This is a genomic window from Maribacter corallii, from assembly GCF_047345415.1.
GTDB lineage: Bacteria > Bacteroidota > Bacteroidia > Flavobacteriales > Flavobacteriaceae > Maribacter_C.
The window spans coordinates 38,647-58,275 of sequence record NZ_JBLFEP010000006.1; the positions used below are offsets into that span (position 1 = coordinate 38,647).

Sequence of the window (19,629 nt, forward strand, 5' to 3'; positions counted from 1 at the left end):
GAAAAATACATATATCATTGTAGGAAAGTAAGACAACCAAAGCCTGAATTAGGTCAACATCCGTTCCACCATGATGAATAACAGTCCCATCGACTCCCTAACCGGTCGATACAGTTTAAACCGCAAGTTTTTTTTCTTTTTTGTACTAACGTTAGTTTTTTCAGCGAGCATATTGAGCGCTCAAAATTGCTCCGTGAATGCCGGAGTACCTGAGACCATTTGTGCTAATAGTACGGGTTTTACTCTTTCAGGTTCCGCAACGGGTTTAGTTCAAAGCGGTCCCGTCTGGTCTCAAGTAGCTGGGCCCTCGGTAATTATTAACGATCCTAGTGATTTGAATACTCCGATTACGGGAATGATAGGTGGAAATTCTTATACCTTTCGTCTAAGTGCGGATTGTACTGACGGTAGCGCTCAATTTCAGGATGTAATTATTAATGTGGAGCCCATAACATTGGCGGATGCCGGTAGTGATCTAGCATCCTGTCCTGATAGTTCGGGGGCCCTGGTCATTAATGGGAATACTCCTGAAAACCCCGGAGAATCTGGTATTTGGACGATAGAAGGTGCTAATAGTGCAGGGGTTACGATTGATTTTCCAAGCTCCCCGACATCGACAATTGGTTTGGCCGAAGGTAATGCAGGGGTCACCACCTTGCGGTGGACCATAACCGGGCCTGAATATACTCCGGGACAGTTTTGTGATTCTTTTTCTGAGATAACCGTTACTAATTATGGAGGTGAATCTACGATAGATGCGGGTCCTGATCAGACATTGGACAATTGCTATACAGTTTCCCGACAAACGAATTTAAACGCGAGTTTTGGGGGTAACGGTATCAATGGACAGCAGGGTACATGGTCATTTGTGAGTGGTCCAAGCACCCCTAGTTTTAGTAACTCCAATAGCAATACTTCAAATGTCTCAAACTTGATCGAGGGGACTTATGTTCTTCGATGGAGTGTTGCCGGACCATGCGCAAATGGTTCAGACACGCTAACGATAAATGTCGGGCCCGCAACTCAGGATGTTACTCAAGCGGGTGCCCAGGAAACCAGTATACGATTTTGTGATCCATCTATTACAACAGCCACTCTAGTAGGGTTTGTACCGCAATATAGTGGAGAAACCGTGAATTGGATACAAACAAGTGGTCCCACATCAGGGGTGAACATTTTAGACCCCAATAATAGTACGACTCAAATCAGTGGTTTAAACGGAAGCAGTACCTATAGGTTCAACTACACGATTACCAATAGCACTACTGGCTGCGCTACGAGTGAGGAAGTGGTAATTCGCTACTCTACTACGCCAATATCGATTATAGCCAATGGCGGTGCCGATATCACGGCGGTTTGTGGACAAACAGAAATCGATATACCATTTACGACCACAGGTAATGGATCAAATCAATACAGTATAATTAGTGGTCCATCGGATTCCTCAATTGTAAATCCAGGTAATTTTCAGAACACGAATTCGCCAGCGACCATTGATTTTGACGTGGAGGGTACCTATACCGTACTCTTTAGAAAAAGAGTTTCCGGATCTGTCCAGACTGGGTGCGATGAAGCTACCGATGCCATCAATGTGACAATTTCATTGACCCCTACGTTGGCCAATGCGGGTACTCGGCAGGTGTTAGGCTGTAATATTGATAATACATCGGTTACTGGTAATGAAGTAATCATGGGAAGTTCGCTTTGGTCTCAGGTGGATGGACCGAATACGGCTACTATAGCTGACCCATATGCACGAACCACAGCTATTTCGAATTTGGTCCCAGGAATATATTCTTTTCGATACGGTGTTTCTGGAGGAAATGCTTGTAGTCCTTCGGCGCAATCCGATGTTGAAGTAGTCGTCTCTTCCCTATCCGTTGTATCGGATGCCGGATCAAATCAGAGCAATGTTTGTTTTGGTACCCCTGTGGTGATGGATGCTACTGCTCCTGTTTCCGAAAACCTAATCGGTACTTGGACGGTCAATACGGCCCCACTAGGTGATACCATAACCTTTGAAGATGTTAACAATCCCAAAACTTTGGTTTCAGGATTAGATACAGCAAACGAAACATACATTTTCACATGGACAGTCTCCAACCCAGATGATAATAGTTGTCCGGCGCCCACATCCAATTCGGTAACCATAACAACAGGAGCTACCCAAGGGCCACAACCCGCATTGGCAGGTTCCGATCAATGTTTGCCAAACGGAACTACAAGTGTAAACTTAAATGGTAATCAACCCGCGGTTGACGAAACTGGTGAATGGACCGTTCTTCCTAATAATGGTGGAATCACCTTTGTTGATAGCAGTCTGTATAATACAACCGCAAACGTGACTGCCAATGACAGCTATATCTTAACTTGGACACTTACCAAAAATGCTTCGGGATGCCAGTCGACATCGAACGATATCGAAGTAACGATTGGAGGTGATGCCACAGCGGATGCTGGACCAGATCAAAGCGCTTGTGCATCTGTATTTACTATGGCCGCCACAAGTTCGACCGGTGATGGTCTATGGTCTTTGGTATCTGGCCCGGGAGGATTTACAATTGACGACGAAACAAGTCCAACGGCCGAGTTCACCTTCGCTTTTTCAGGGCAATATATCTTTCAATGGGAGGTAAGCAATGGTAATTGTACCGTTGATACTGATGAGGTCGTACTTGAGGTCGGTATTCCTTCCACTACGGCTATAGCTGGTATTGATCAGGTTATTTGTAATGCCAGCAATGTTGTACTATCCGGAAACGCTTTTGACCCCAATATCGAAAATGGGTTTTGGACACTACTCTCCGGAGCTCCTAATACTCCTTCTTTTTCAGATGTAAATGATCCTAACGTCAACGTCACGGGACTAGTATCTGGTAGCTATACTTTTCGTTGGACGATAATAGGAGACCCTTCTTGCCCCTCGACTTTTGACGACACTGTTGTTGATGTTTTTGCACCAGCTGATGCTGGCCCGGATCAACAACTATGTGATGCTAGCAATACACTCTTGGAAGCCACTTTCGGTTCAACCGGAACTTGGGCACAAATAGACGGACCTGGAGTAAACGGAAATCCAGGAACACCGGCCACTATCTCCCAGAACCCTTCGAATAGTAGTGTGGCAGAAGTATCCATGGTACCTGGAAATAGTTATGTTTTTGAATTTACCACTGATTATTCGCCAACTTGCACCAATACGTCAGATACCGTTACCGTCAATACCAGTGCAGGACCTCCAATACCTCCCGAAGCCGGAGCGGATCAAAACGTATGTATTGCGGATACTACATCTGTAACACTGGCCGGTAATAATCCTTTAGATGATGTAAGTCCTGCGGATGGAAATCCCGATTTTGATACGACCCAGCCTGGCAATAGTGCCTTCTGGAGATTTGCCAGTGTACCATCGGGAAGCGTCGCTACTTTTGCCGATACCTCTTTATACAATACGACTTTGGACAATCTTACCGTACCGGGTATTTATATTTTAGAATGGAATTTTTCTACGGATAACTGTACAGATGCGGCTGACGTGTTGCGTATTGAGGTTTTTGAAGCTCCTTCAAACGCAGTTGTTGGCGCTGATCAAATCAACGCATGTCAGTTAGACGCACAATTGGATGCCGTGGCCCCAGCAATCGGGATAGGTGAGTGGACGCTTACCACGGACCCATCAGGCGGCGATGTCGTCATAGATAGTCCAAACTCCCCTACATCCACTCTATCCAATATTACAACTTTGGGAACCTATGTTTTTACATGGACGGTCACCAATGGAACGGCTTTTGCCAGCGGTGGTTGTGCGCCCTCGGTGTCCACACCGTACAGTATTACTTTCACGGATGTACCCCCCTCAGATGCTGATGCCGGTGGTGACCAATTGTTTTGCGACGCTACACAAACTAATCTAGATGCTACACCTCTCACTACAGGCACTGGTACTTGGACCCAAACTGCAGGTCCAGGAGTCAGTGATGCACAAACGCCAGCAAACATTACTGCGCCGAACAATCCTACATCCTTAATTCTTGATTTGATTCCTGGCACTTATGAATTTACTTGGACCAGTACGAACGGGGGGTGCTCACTTTCAGATACAATGGAAGTTATCATAGAATCCCAACCTTTGACGGCCGAAGCGGGACCAAATCAGTCTTTGGCTGAATTTGACCCTGTTGTACTAGGGGCTACTTCTCCAAGTGAAGGTACCGGAATTTGGTCACAGATTTCAGGTCCGTCTTTTGTAAACTTTATAGATGAAACGGATGCTTCCACCGCCATTACAGGTGCTTCCGTCGGTACGTATATATTTGAATGGACCGTTTCAAATGGTGTTTGCTCCGATGTCTCGGATACCGTTGAAATAGAAATTGTGGGAAGGGCCGATTTGGAGCTGACAAAATCGATTAACCCTACATCTGCCAATGCAGGTGATAACGTGACCTTTACGATTACCATCTTTAATAACGATGTGGACGGACAATCTGATGCTGATGGTATCTCGGTACGGGATATAGTACCCAATGGTTACAGCGTTGTATTGGGTAGTGTAAGCAATGATGGGGTATACAATCCTGGTAATTTGAGTATTGTTTGGTCAAATTTGGCCGTACCTAATGGTGCGACTTTGGATTTGACTTTTGAAGCCACCATCAATCAGAGTGGTTCGTACCTTAATTTTGCTGAGATAATTGCCGCTAATCAATTTGACCCTGATTCATCGGTTAACAATGCGGTTGCCTCGGAAGACGATCAAGATGAGGTCGAAGTCACCATTCAATCAGCAGATTTAAGTTTAATTAAAACAGTAAACCCTACTGATGCGAGCGTAGGCGATGAAGTGACCTTTACGCTGACCCTCAGCAATGGAGGAACCTTCGATGCCACTGGTGTTAGCCTCTCCGATGTTTTACCTTCTGGGTATACGTTGGGTACCATCAACAATGGGGGAATACAAAATGGGAGTGGCATTGATTGGACAGGGCTCTCAGTGACTGCATCAGGAACGGCCAGTGTAAGTTTTACGGCCACCGTTGATGCACCAACAGGAACTTCAAACGAATACCTAAACACCGCCGAGATAACGGCAAGTGATCAGGCTGACCCCGATAGTACACCAAACAATGATAATGGCGACCAAAGTGAGGATGATGAGAGTTCTGTTGCCATTGCTTTTGAAAATATAGACTTAGAACTGACCAAAAGTGCCAGTTCCACTGAAGGTAACGTCGGTGATCAAATTACGGTTACCCTAAATGTTGCGAACGATGATACCACCGAAACTGGAAATGGAACCGGCATAACTGTGGTAGAAACCCTGCCCAACGGCTTTGATGTCGTCGGAGGAACAATTAGCAACGGCGGTTTTTATAATGCAGGGGATCGTACCATAACTTGGAGTAATATATCCGTTGCCAATGGAGGAGATTTGAATCTAAGCTATGAAGTTACCATTAACGATAGTGGTAACTACACTAGTACGGCCGAAATAACGACATCTCATTTACCGGATGTGGACAGCACCCCAAATAACGGAATCATTACTGAAGATGATTATGATACGGTAACCTTCACCATTCAATCGGCGGATATTAGCTTATTGAAAACCGTCAGCCCTACCGCTGCCAGTGTGGGCGACGTAGTCACCTTTACCCTAACGGTGAGCAACGATGGAACCGCTAATGCCACAGGAATTGCCCTTTCAGATGTTTTACCCTCAGGGTATACCTTAGGTACCATCAACAATGGTGGCACCCAAACTGGCAATACGATCAATTGGTCCGGACTTTCTGTAACGGCATCAGGAACGACCAGTGTAAGCCTTACGGCAACGGTTGATGCCCCTACGGGAATCAATAATGAATATTTGAATACTGCAGAGATAACGGATAGCGATCAAGCCGATCCCGATAGTACTCCGAACAATGACAACGGTGATCAGAGCGAGGACGATGAGAGTTCAGCCGCGATTGTTCTAGAAGACATTGATTTGGAACTGACCAAAAGTTTTAGCTCCCTTTCGGGTAATGTTGGAGATCAAATAACAGCAACTATAAATGTAGCCAATAATGATATTGTCGCTACCGGTAACGGTACAGGAATTACAGTTGTTGAGACCTTGCCCAACGGCTTTGATATTGTTGGCGGTAGTATCAGTAATGGGGGGATATACAATCCAGGTAATTTGACCATTACTTGGAGCAATTTATCTATCGTCAATGGAGCGGATTTGGATTTATCCTACGATGTTACTATTAACGACAGCGGGAATTACACCAGTGTGGCGGAAGTAACTACATCTGACCTATCCGATTTAGATAGTACACCCAATAATGGAATAGTCACAGAGGACGACTATGACTCAGCTACTTTTATTATCGAACAGGCCGATTTAAGTTTGGTAAAGACGGTTAGTCCTTCGTCAGCTAGCATTGGTGATTTGGTCACTTTTACATTAACAATAAGCAATGATGGAACGGCCAATGCTACTGGTGTAGCTCTCTCCGATGTTTTGCCTTCAGGATATGCTTTGGGAACCATTAACGATGGAGGTGTCCAAAGTGGGAATATTATTAGTTGGTCTGGACTCTCGGTGACAGCAGCAGGTACGGTCAGTGTAAGCCTTACGGCCACTGTTAATGCTCCTACTGGCACACTTGGCGAATATTTGAATACTGCGGAGATAACAGATAGCGATCAGGCCGATCCCGATAGTACGCCCAACAACGAAAACGGTGACCAGAGCGAAGATGATGAGAGCTCTGCTGCTATCATATTCGAAAATATAGATTTGGAATTGAATAAGACCCTAAGTGCTAACGATGGGAATGTTGGGGACCGGATTACGGTCACAATAAATTTGTTGAATAACGACACCGTAGAAACGGGCGATGGAACGGGCATAACCGTAGTAGAGACCCTTCCCGATGGTTTTGATATTGTAGGAGGAACCATAAGTAATGGAGGTTTCTACAATGCAGGAGACCGCACCATCACTTGGAGCAACCTATCGGTTGACAACGGTAATGACTTGAACTTGAGCTACGACGTTACCATTGAGGATACCGGTAACTATACGAGTGTAGCGGAAATCACCACTTCTGATTTACCCGATGTTGACAGTACGCCTAACAATAATGTTACCACGGAGGATGATTACACCGTGATATCCTTTACTATTCAATCGGCCGATTTAAGTCTTTTGAAGGATATCAATGTAGTATCTAGTGCTACGCCGAATGTAGGGGATATCGTAGTTTTTGAATTGACGGTAACTAATCTCGGTCCAAACCAAGCAACCAACGTGCGCATCGAAGATATGGTCCCTAGGGGGTATACGTTGAATTCAATCAACAACGGTGGAACTGATATTGCCGGAACGTTTTTGGCTTGGAATATTGCCAATGTTCCGGTCGGAAATACTACGGTTTCCTATGAAGTAACCGTAAATGCTCCAACAAATGATTTCGACGAATATTTGAACATAGCGGAAATAGCCGCAAGTGATCAAGCAGATCCAGATAGCGAACCATTTAATGACGATGGAGATCAAAGTGAGGATGACGAAGATTTTTTTGAAGTTACACCTCAAGTAATCGACTTGGAATTGGATGTTTCGGTTAACGATAGTAATCCAAATGTAGGTGATACGGTTACGTTCTCCGTCACACTTAGCAATAATGGAGGTGTTCTCGCGAATGGTGTGAATATTCAAAATAGTGTTCCGCCTGGTTTTGGAAACTTAGTAGCTATATCAAATGGAGGTGCCATTAGCGGGAATAACATTGATTGGTCAGGACTTTCAGTACCGGTTGGTTCAAATACATTGGTTTTGACCTTCGATGCCGAGGTTTTGGCACCAACAGGGGTGGCAAGTGAGTATCTCAATAGAGTACAAGTTACGGATGCTAATCAGTTTGACAGCGACAGTACACCAAACAATGATAATGGAGACCAAAGTGAAGATGACGAAGATGCAGTTACGGTAACGATACAATCAGCAGATTTGGACATTGAAAAAACGGCCAATAGTGCCGCTCCTAATGTAGGTGAAACGGTAGTTTTTACATTGACCATCAGCAATTCCAGCGCAGATACCGCCACTGGTGTCTCGGTAAACGATGTACTCCCAAGTGGATTCAATTTGACTACGGTTAACAATGGTGGGGTAAGTTTTGGTAATACAGCTACATGGAACGGTCTTTCTGTTTTAGGAAATGGTGGCAGTATTCTGCTAACGTACGAAGCTACTGTAAATGCGCCAACTGCTACGCCGGGTGAATATGTGAACAATGCCCAAATAATAGCGAGTGATCAGTACGATCCCGATAGTGATCCTTCCACCGATGCCACGGTAGATGAAGATGGCAATGGTGATGGCGATGACGATGATGAAACTCTTTTGGTTTTAAACCCGGCAATCGGAGATTTATCATTGACCAAGATTGTGGTAGATAACGACATCAATCCGGATGTAGGCTCTGAAATCAGTTTTGAAATAACAGTATTCAATGATGGTCCCAATGATGCGGCCAACGTAGAGGTAGAAGACTTGTTGCCTTCTGGTTTCGATTTTGTTCTATACAGCGCTACATCGGGTATCTACAATGAAAACACGGGTATTTGGCGTGTGGGGACGGTAAACAGTGGGGATTCGGAAACGTTGGTAATCGATGTTTTGGTAAATGCTACAGGGGATTATAACAATATAGCAGAAGTAGTTGCTTCCGATGTCTTTGATTCCGATTCAACGCCTGATAATGGTTTAGCTACTGAAGATGATCAAGATGACGTAATGGTGGTTCCTATTGAATACATAGATATTTCTTTGAGTAAAACTGTAGACAATGAGACTCCTGATGTAGGCGATTCCATAACATTTACTCTTAGTGTTGAAAACAGTGGCCCTAGCGAAGCAACGAATGTTCAGGTGCTTGATATATTGCCTAACGGATTTACCTATGTAAGTGACAATGCCGGAGGAAACTACGATAGCGGTACTGGGATTTGGGTAATTGGAAACCTGGCAATTGGTGCATCCATATCCATGGAAGTACAAGTCACTGTGAACCCAACAGGTAGCTATGTGAACACGGCCGAAATAATCTCGCATACTGAAGTAGATGAAGACTCTACACCGAATAATAATGTTTTGACGGAGGATGACCAAGAACAGGTAATCGTAATGCCTCGAAGTCTAGTCGATATTTCAGTAACTAAAGCGGCTGATGACATGACCCCTGGTATTGGCAGTCAGATTAACTTTACGGTAACCGTAACCAATGATGGGCCAAGTGATGCGACCAATATTGTTGTGACCGATGTACTAGAGTCCGGATACTCCTTTGTAAGCGCGACCCCCTCAACTGGGGTTTTTGAACCCTTGAACGGTTCGTGGACAATAGGCAACCTTGCAAATGGCGCGACGGAAAACATAGTGATAACCGCAATAGTACTTTCAGAAGGAAGCTATGTGAATACTGCCGAACTAACAGACCTTAATGAGTTTGATATAGATTCTGAAGCGGCGAACAATGATGCCACGGAAGACGACCAATCAACAATCAATCCCGTGCCCGTATTGGTTTCGGATTTGACTTTAGAAAAAACAGTGGATAACGCAACTCCTTTAGTAGGGGAGAACATAGAATTTACTTTAAATCTTACAAATTTCGGACCAAATGATGCGAGGGGTGTGACCGTGGCAGAGTCTATTCCAACTGGCTACACCTATATTTCCCACACTTCTACGGCCGGGGATTATGATGAAAATACAGGTATTTGGGACCTTAATAACGTGGTATTTAACAATACGACCGAGACTTTGAATATTTTGGTTACGGTTAATCCCATCGGAGATTACAGCAATGTAGCGGAGATTATCGCGAGTGATAACGAAGATCCCGATTCTATACCGAACAATGCCCTTTCAAGCGAGGATGACCAAGACGAACAAAATACGGTTCCTGTTCCCTTAGCCGATTTGGCGCTGACGAAAACTGTAGATAAGGAATTTCCCGACGTCTCTGAGAATGTAACCTTTACCATCACCCTAACAAATGACGGGCCAAGTGAAGCCACAGGAGTGGTAGTGACCGATCTATTGCAAAGTGGATATACCTATTTATCTGACGATGGTGGTGGAACATATAACAGTGCAAGTGGTTTATGGAGCATTGGGGATGTACCCAGTGGTACTTCTGTGAGCTTGAACCTCACGACAGGTATCAACACCACAGGAAGCTATGCAAATCAAGCTGAAGTGACTTCGGTAAACGAGTTAGATCCGGACTCAACACCAAATAATAATGTGCCCGAAGAAGATGATCATGCAGAGCAAAGTACCACACCACGTGTGCTTACGGATATATCGGTCTTGAAGAGCGTCGATAATTTGAATCCATCGGTTGGTGATCAAATCATCTTCACTGTAGAGGTCACGAACGACGGACCTAGCGATGCTACCGGGGTTATCATCGAAGATATCGTGGCTTCTGGATATGATTTCATGAGTGCGGTCACTTCGAAAGGAACATACTCTGAAGGCATCGGTTCTTGGGATGTTGGTGATTTACCTGACGGATCAACGGAAACACTTGAAGTCACCGTAGTCGTATTGCCAAATGGCAATTACACAAATATTGCTGAGCTAATTGCCCTCGATACTTTCGACCCGGACTCTTCACCCGATAACAACCTGAATTCCGAGGACGACCAGGATACGGTTAATCCACAACCTACAGGCCTTGCAGACCTTTCATTAACCAAAGAAGTAAACAATGTGACACCCAATGTTGGTGATACTGTTGAGTTTACCATTAATGTTACTAATAGTGGCGATAGTAACGCCACTGGAGTAGTAGTTACTGACAAGCTGCCTATAGGGTATACTTACGTATCTCACATAACGACGATGGGCATCTATGACGAAGTAAGTGGTGAATGGCGAACCAATGGTACAATATCGAATGGGACCACAGAGACATTGCTAGTTCTTGCGACCGTAAACATCCCTTCTGGAGAAGAGGACGAATATCTGAATATTGCTGAAGTCACTGCTAGCGACCAAGCAGATCCGGATAGTAATTCTGATTCAGACACAGCGGTAGATGATTACGCGGATGGTTTGGAAGATGATGATGAAGCCAGTATCGCCGTGGTACCACAGGTTACCGATATAAGTGTGGTCAAGACAGTCAATAATACCACTCCGCGCATAGGTGAGAACGTGATATTCTCTGTAGAGGTTTCCAATGAAAGTGGTTCGCTGGCAACTAATATTGGAATTGAGGATCGATTACCAACGGGATATCGCTTTATTAGTGCAACTGCGTCGAATGGCGTATACGATGAGATTGACGGTTTTTGGACCATTGCTTCACTGGAAGCGCAAGCCTCGGAAACTTTGGAAATCACCGTTGAGGTTTTGGAGCCAGATGACTATTTGAATATAGCATCACTTGCCTTCGTAGACCAGATTGACTCAAATGAAACCAATGATAGTGCCCAAGTTAGCATTGCTCCTGGCTGTCTACATGTTTTTAATGAATTTTCCCCAAATGGAGATGGGGTGAACGAGGTGTTCAAAATAGACTGTATTTCCCGATATCCCAACAACACTCTTCAAGTCTATAATAGGTGGGGCAATATTGTTTTTGAACAAAATGCCTACGACAATACTTGGGGTGGAATTTCCAATGGACGTGCTACCATAAATGAAGAAAGAAAACTTCCTGTTGGGACCTATTACTACATCTTGAATCTAGGTGATGGATCAGAGCCTGTCCAAGATTGGTTATATATAAATGAATAGTAAACGTCCTACCCCTTTAAAATATATATCGATGAAAGATCAGCTTAAGTATATAATAGTAATAATAACGGTTTTGAGCTCCTGTTTAGCTTGGACCCAACAAGATCCCCAGTTTACACAATATATGTACAATACAATAAGTGTAAACCCCGGGTATGCAGGTTCTAGAGGACATTTGTCAATTTTAGGAATGTATCGTACCCAATGGGTAGGTATCAATGGTGCACCAGAATCCCAAGTGCTTGCAATCGATGGCCCCGTCGGAAGAAATGTGGGTTTGGGCCTAGTTATTGCCAATGATCAGTTAGGGCCCTCCAACGAAACTTTTTTGGACGCTAACTTTTCCTATACCATCCGCCTTACTAATGAAACAAAAAAGCTGTCCTTTGGCTTAAAAGGCGGCGGACGCTTATTAAATGTTGATTTTTCAAAAGGTAGTTTTGAAAATCCGGACATCGCTTTTCAAACCAATATCAACAGTAAATTTCTACCAACAATAGGAGCAGGAGTTTATTACCATTCAGAGAAGAGTTATTTGGGACTCGCAATTCCGAACTTCTTTGAGGCGGAACATTATGATTCAGAGGAACTGAACATTTCTACCGAAAGGCTTCATTACTTTTTAATTGGAGGAACCGTTTTTGATATGAGTGCTGACTTAAAACTTAAACCAGCATTTTTTGTTAAGTGGGTACCAGGGTCTCCGGTCATTGCCGATGTTTCATTGAATGCTTTGATAAAGGAGACATTGAGCCTTGGCCTTGCATATCGCTGGGATGATTCTTTTTCTGCACTTGCGGGCCTGCAAGTATCGCCGAGACTAAAAATAGGCTATGCCCATGATTTTACCACAACCGACCTTAGAAATTATAATTTCGGAACGCATGAAATTTTCTTGCGATTCGAGTTTAAATCTGAAGAACGAAAATTTAAATCGCCAAGATTCTACTAATAATTTAATCATGAAAAATAATATCCTCTTTATACTATTTACTTGCTGTGCAATGGGGTTTGCCCAAAAGAAGAACTTATCAGCAGATAAGAATTTTGAATCACTTTGGTATAAAAAAGCGGCCCAACAATATGAAGAAATTATTTCTAAAGGTGATCATTCACAAGAGGTACTTCAAAAAGCTGGGGATGCTTATTTCTTTAATACCGACATGAAAAATGCGCATAGATGGTATGCAGAGCTATTTGCGAACTATGAAAATGTCATTGCCCCCACGTATTTTTTTAGATATATTCATTCATTGAAGGGTATTGGAAACTATACTTTGGCCAAAGCCTTAATGAAAATTCACGGAAACAAACTCAATGCAGATGGATATGATGTAGCGCAGCTTGGTGTAAATGATGAGGGTTTAGATATGCTTCTGAATAAACAACCTCAATTTCTGGTGACTAATTTATCCATCAATACCAAAATGGCGGACTTTGGCACTGCGTACTACAAAGATAAAATTGTCTTTGCATCTAACAGAGACAGCCTAAACTTAAAGAGCAGGCTTTATAAGTGGAATAATCAACCATGGTTGAACTTATTTGTTGCGGATACTACGCAAAAAGGAACAGATATGAAGAACATCGCTCCTTTTTCGAAAAACATTAATACAAAATACCACGAAGCAATGGCCGCTTTTGGAAATAATGGGAATCGAATATATTTTACCCGAAACAATTATACGGACAAAAAAGTAAGGACGGATGAAGAAGGCTTCAATCATTTGAAACTTTACTATGCTGATTTCGTTAATGATAAATGGACAACTGCAAATGAGGTGCCATTTAATAGTGAAGACTATTCTGTTGGCCAACCCGCCCTCAGTGCAGATGGTAAAAAGCTATACTTCGTTTCTGATATGCCCGGAGGTATTGGCGATACGGATATTTTTGTGGTTGACGTATTGGAGGGCGATAAATTTTCTACTCCCAAAAACTTGGGTGATGTTATCAATACCAGTGGAAGAGAAATGTTTCCATTTTTGACCAAAAATAAACTATATTTTTCATCTGATGGTCATTTGGGATTAGGTGGGTTAGATGTTTTTGAATCTGAAATTGAGCCTGAATTTTCTGAGCCGGTAAACCTGGCAAAGCCTTTAAACAGCAATAAAGATGATTTTGCTTATATAGTCAATGAAGATACCAGAAGAGGCTATGTTTCGTCCAACAGGGAAGGTGGAGTAGGAGATGATGATATTTACTCTTTTGAACGTTTGGAAGAAAAGTGTGGGCAGACGGTAAAGGGTACTGTATTGCGAAAGTCTAATGACCAGTCCATATCAAATGTGAGCGTTCAGTTATTTGATGAAAAAGGGACGTTATTGGTGGAAACTGAAACAGATGCTTTTGGAGCTTTCGACTTTGCAAACACCCTAGACTGTGCCACTGCTCATCAGATTAAGATTTCAAAAGAAGGCTACGTATCAGACCAAAAAGACTTTATGACAACTGATGTGCTCGACTCCGTAAACAACCTCCAGTTGTTCATGGCAAAAGAATTGAACAAACTCATCGTAAACGAAAACGGGGTACTTAAGATTAAAATCGATAATATCTATTTTGATTTGAACAAAGCGGAAATTAGACCAGACGCGGCACAAGAGTTAAATAAAATAGTAGAAGTCATGAAGGAATACCCTAAGATGACAATCAAGATTGAGGCACATACCGACGCAAGGGGGAGAGATAGCTATAATAAATACCTATCTGATAAAAGAGCCAAATCAACAGCGAAATATATCACCACACAAGGAATAGAAAGTGGCCGTATTGAAAGTGCAATTGGGTATGGAGAAGATCGAGTGCTGAACAGATGTAAAAATCGTGTTAAATGCACTAATGCAGAACATGATGTTAATCGTAGGTCTGAATTCATTATTGTGAGCTTAGATTGAAATCAAGGACAAGAGCCGGATTATAAACTACATACAAAGAAGTTATAAAAGAGTATTTCCCTATTTAGAGAAAGGTCATTGCGCGTATATAATTTAAGGTAGTATATAAGCGCTCTTAAATATGAAAACATGCCATTTTAGCTATCAACTGTAATTCGGAGTATTGGAAAAAAGGTTTCAGAAGGTTGTATCTAAAAACAAGGTTGTGTAAAAAGTTTCAAAAAACGAGAATCGTGTTTTTGATGAATCAAGAATCAAGGAGATCTTTAATGGGGTTCGTTTAGAACTTTGAACTTTCCCATTCGTCCACTTTACAAAACTACTACTCGTGTAATAGTAGATTTCTTAAACGCTTTGGTATTTCGAAGATCAGGGGGATATTCCATTGAAATATTGACCCCAATATAGCTATATTGAAGAAATTCATAAGTTTTTTTAACCGGTAAGAAGGTTTACGCCGCTTGGAGCAATGTTCTCCATAATGCCGTTATCACTTTTTCGTCTGTTAGCAATTATTGTTTCTAAATGGCAGGTGGGATTAACGTTAAGCTTTTTTGGACTCAACAGTAGGGAACGATACTCATACGTCGCGTTTCCTTCAAGTTCGTGGTACTAGATGAAAACCATTTAATTCAAGAGTTAAACAAACACACATCCTAGAAATAAGATAGATTGTTTTATGGTTTGTGACGATCTCATATACCAATGTTGTACGAATGTATTGTGTTGTCAGTGGTTTTTTGTAGCTTTTGTATACAAAACGCAAAGCGATACATCTTCTTGTATAAGCTGGTAAACTATAAAAGAGCATCGATTTTAAAGGCAATTTTCAACCCGAATTCTTCGGTTGTCTTTAGTATGTCTTCCGTAGTTGATTAAAGCGTGAACAGCTAAGACGAAAAGGGTAGTCCACACTTTTTGGTGCTTTTACCCAACAATACGGACCTAACTAGTTTTTTGGTGAATCTTGCGGTACCGGTATTCAATCCAACTTAATGGGCTCTTTTATGACTTCTATACTCGTTGTTGGCCAATATCATAGTCGATAATAGAAAATGTGGTAGTGAACTAATGAGCCAGTGGAAGTGGAATATTGGTTAGGCCAATAACCCCTATCTCGATATGATGATTTTTGTTATTCATTCTTTGGTTCAAAGTGAATGCTAAATTACTGTTTGCGGAAGATTATTCCAATACCATGAAACGGTTGTTCTTAAGCCCTCTTCAAGATTGGTCGTTGGGTTGTATTCCAATAGCCTTTTGGCCTTTTCAATGCTGGCCAATGAGTGGGGGATGTCTCCCCGTCTTATGGTTCCATGAACAATAGGAATATTACGGATACTTGGGTCATAGTTTGATAGGAAGTGTTTTATCCAATGGGTTAAATCATTTAGCGTTGTTCTCTTACCGCAAGCTACATTGTAAACAGTATTCAATGCCTTAACATTTTTGACCAAAAGTGAGTTAATGTTTGCTTGCACTACATTTGAAACATGCGTGAAATCACGAGAGAATGTTCCATCTCCATTTATCTTTGGAGACTTATGTCGTAATAATAAATCTATAAACTTGGGTATCACAGCGGCATAGACGCTATCAGGGTCTTGATTTTTACCGAATACATTAAAGTACCTTAGTCCGATGACCTCCATTCCGAACGTTTCCGCAAATATGTCGGCGTACAGTTCATTGACCAATTTTGTTACCGCATAAGGTGATAGGGGTTTTCCGATTTTTTCTTCTCTTTTGGGTAAATCTTTAGAGTCTCCATAGGTGGAAGAGCTTGCGGCATAAACAAATCGTTTTGTATTATTGTCACGTGCAGCGATCAACATGTTTAGAAAGCCGGTAACATTTACCTCATTACTTCTTATGGGATCATCTATCGATCGCGGTACTGAACCAAGGGCTGCCTGATGCAGTACATAGTCGATGTTTTGGCAGCTCTTTTGACAAACGTTTATATTTCTTATATCACCTTCTATAAATTCAAATTTTGGATTTTTCGCAAAGTCGGAAATATTAATTGGGTTACCTGTTGACAAATTATCCAAACAACGTACGTAATTACCGTTTTTTAAGAGTTCCTCACAGATATTCGACCCAATAAATCCTGCACCTCCGGTTACAAGAATTCGATATTCGGGATTTAGTCCATTTCTTTTCATGCTTATTGTTTTTATAGTATTGGAGTATAAAAGGATAAAGAATTTTTCTATCAATAATACTAAAATATCATACTATGGTTAAGACAATATCAAACATACGTGAAGAAAGTTCTTGTTAAAAATATATGTTGTGAAAATCAGTTTTTTGTATTTGAATATTCATTTTTTGTGCTATGTATAGTTAAAAACTTCGCTCAGAGTTCGGGTTCTGGATTGAATCTTATCGGATTTAGTGAGTATGATTTAAGTAATTCAGCCTATGAATTATATGGAGTTTGGAGTTCATTTGGTTATCAATGCCTAACGCCAACCCAAAAACCGAAAAGTACTTGATAAGAAGACAATATAAAGTACGGCATGACTTTAAATCAATTAAAGGAAAACGATACGGCTAATTTGTCCCAAACTGACCTTAGAAGTAATGAAATCAATAAAAAGTACTTAATATTCTCTACTGATTTCATTAAAAGTACAGTAAAATCGAAGTAAGGACTTAAATTGAATAGTAGGGTGGTATTTGAATAAGTATTGTAGATAAAAAATACTCATAATATAGTTGACTATCCATAGGAGCTATTATGAACTGTAACATTTATATGATGCAAATCTGATTTAAGATTTAGGAGTATTAAGTGGTTGAGAACTAAACTACTATAGCGATGGAAATGGTTGGTCGCAGCAGCTATAAAGAGAAAAAACCTACTAAAAAATAAAAGTAAATCGTATATGTTTATAATATGCTTTCTGTAATATCGTTGTAAAAACAAATAACGGTATTACATTCTTTCCTTTAAGAAGGATTTATCCTCTTTATTTGTTTCAAGGTGTTCAAGTGAAAAACGCTTTTGGAGGTATATGGTACCTAAATTAATCGCGCTATGAAAGCATATAAAGAAGTATATCTGGTCGATGATTTCGATACGGTAAATATGTTGCACAGTATTCTCTTGCGTAAATTGGTTGCCAAAGCTGAGGTAAAAACTTACACCAACCCGCAATTGGCGCTTACTGATTTACGTATGACCATTCAAGAACAAGAGCGAGTATTGGTTTTACTAGATATCAATATGCCCGCGATGAATGGTTTCGAGTTCCTTGAGGTTATGGTGCTGGAAAAATTTCCCATTACTGTGGATGTCATTATAGTAACTTCCTCTATATCGAGTAGAGAAAAGGCCTTGGCCTTAAAATACTCCAAATACGTAAGGGACTACGTCACTAAGCCCTTAAAATCGGAGGGACTTAAATTCATTTTAACGAATATTCCCGGCACTGTCTAGCGTCTAATATCAGGAAAAGAATTTAAGGTAGTAAATCGCACCAAGTTTTATGTTAAGGTACTTTATTTGGAAAATGAATGTGATTTTTCTGCATCAGAAAAAACCAAGACCCCAAAAGACCCTCGGAAAAAGTTTGATAGGCTTTATATGAAAATTAGTCATAGCAACATCAAGATAACCGAAATCTGTGTTTTGGTTTCGTGAAGTTTTAAAGATATACAGAAGCAAGAGTAAGTTCGTTTCCATAAGGAGATATTCCCTTTTCTCAAGCGCTATACAGCCATTTTAAATAACCTGGCAATGGACATTGTTTTACAAATCTTTTTAAAGAACAGTCTTTTGGAGTGAGTTTAGATCGGTAATTTTTTCTTATGTACGATGACGATTACGAAATAAAGCGCCACCATGGAAAGGATTTTGGTTATGAAATCCTTGAGAATCTAGGGAATGAAAAAAATGTTAGTTTTTGAACATAATCTAGTTTCACCAGCTAAATATCAAATGCTACTATCTCTATAATGAACAGAGGTATCGTAATGTATTTGCGCGAAGATAGCTTCAAGAAATTGTTCTGAATGTTGTACAATTCACGTGTCTCCTCGTTTTTAGAGATATAGAGCTTAATCTGACTCAGATTCAAGTGGAAAATTCAGGAATACATAATTACTTAAGGCGAATGGGATGAAATGTAATTTTCATTTATGAAATTGGTGAGTGTTTTGAATGTTCACTAGTCCTTGCATTTACTATTTCAAGTAACGCCAATTCCATTAAAAATGTATTCGGTTACGAACTTTTCCGTTTCAATTGGATTTCTTTCTTCCTTCTCATGAATTATGATATTAAAGAGCCACCGTAGAGAAGAAAAAACTAAAAAAGTGCTCATCTGAATATCCATTTTACGGAATACACCTTGTTCAATACCATCCTCGATAATAGCTCCAAATTTTTCCAAATATGCTTTTCTTCGCTCCTTGAATTCACTCAATCTTGGTTCTTTGAAATTCCTCCAATCATAGACAAAAAGCGCTACTTGGTAGGGTTCATTAAAAGTAAAACGGATGTGCTTTGAGATTAAAAATTTTAGTTTGTCTTCAGATGAATAACTAGAGTCCATGACGTTGGACATGTAACCTTCGAATTCATCAAGAATATGGAAGATGAAATACTCCAATATTGAATCTTTGGAATCTATGTAGTTATAAACATTGGCAACCTCAAAATTAAAATGTTTGGCAATATCACGCATGGATGTAGCCATAAAACCCTTTTCATAAATCAATTTCAAGGTTTTCAACATAAAGTCGATCTGTTTAGCAGAATATTCCATAAGCATCAAGGAGTTTCGGTAATTCTTTAACGAATGGTCTTATTTTTTTATTGTCAATTATAAAAGCGGGGACCGAATCAACTTATCGTCATTCATAAATTAACAGGAAATATCATATAAATATTCACGTGATACC

At 41.0% G+C, this 19,629-nt stretch carries 6 protein-coding genes; 4 read left to right on the top strand and 2 right to left on the bottom strand.

The genetic code is table 11. The features are described from left to right. The first annotated feature begins 193 nt into the window (after positions 1-193). From ACKWCA_RS20070 to ACKWCA_RS20080, 3 genes are read left to right on the top strand one after another with little or no spacing between them, the layout of a single operon-like run. Complete coding sequence (locus ACKWCA_RS20070) at positions 194-11,815, top strand: T9SS type B sorting domain-containing protein (RefSeq protein ID WP_413980028.1); 11,622 nt, start codon at positions 194-196, stop codon at positions 11,813-11,815. 31 nt (positions 11,816-11,846) lie between these two features. Next, a complete protein-coding gene (locus ACKWCA_RS20075; RefSeq protein ID WP_413980029.1) occupies positions 11,847-12,767 on the top strand; it encodes a PorP/SprF family type IX secretion system membrane protein in 921 nt (306 codons plus the stop codon). A 10-nt stretch (positions 12,768-12,777) separates the two neighbouring features. Further along, positions 12,778-14,715 carry an OmpA family protein gene (locus tag ACKWCA_RS20080; RefSeq protein WP_413980030.1) on the top strand — a complete coding sequence of 646 codons (1,938 nt, stop codon included), beginning with the start codon at positions 12,778-12,780 and terminating at the stop codon, positions 14,713-14,715. Positions 14,716-15,878: 1,163 nt separating this feature from the next. Here ACKWCA_RS20080 and ACKWCA_RS20085 read toward each other — a convergent pair. Beyond that, positions 15,879-16,883, bottom strand: coding sequence for an SDR family oxidoreductase (locus ACKWCA_RS20085; RefSeq protein ID WP_413980031.1), 1,005 nt, complete (start codon positions 16,881-16,883; stop codon positions 15,879-15,881). Positions 16,884-17,761: 878 nt separating this feature from the next. Here ACKWCA_RS20085 and ACKWCA_RS20090 point away from each other — a divergent pair. Beyond that, a complete protein-coding gene (locus ACKWCA_RS20090; protein WP_413980032.1) occupies positions 17,762-18,163 on the top strand; it encodes a response regulator in 402 nt (133 codons plus the stop codon). 751 nt (positions 18,164-18,914) lie between these two features. On the opposite strand, the gene ACKWCA_RS20095 is transcribed toward ACKWCA_RS20090, so the two are convergent. Then, positions 18,915-19,493: a TetR/AcrR family transcriptional regulator gene (locus ACKWCA_RS20095; RefSeq protein ID WP_413980033.1), complete on the bottom strand. Its 579-nt coding sequence runs from the start codon at positions 19,491-19,493 to the stop codon at positions 18,915-18,917. Positions 19,494-19,629: the final 136 nt, after the last annotated feature.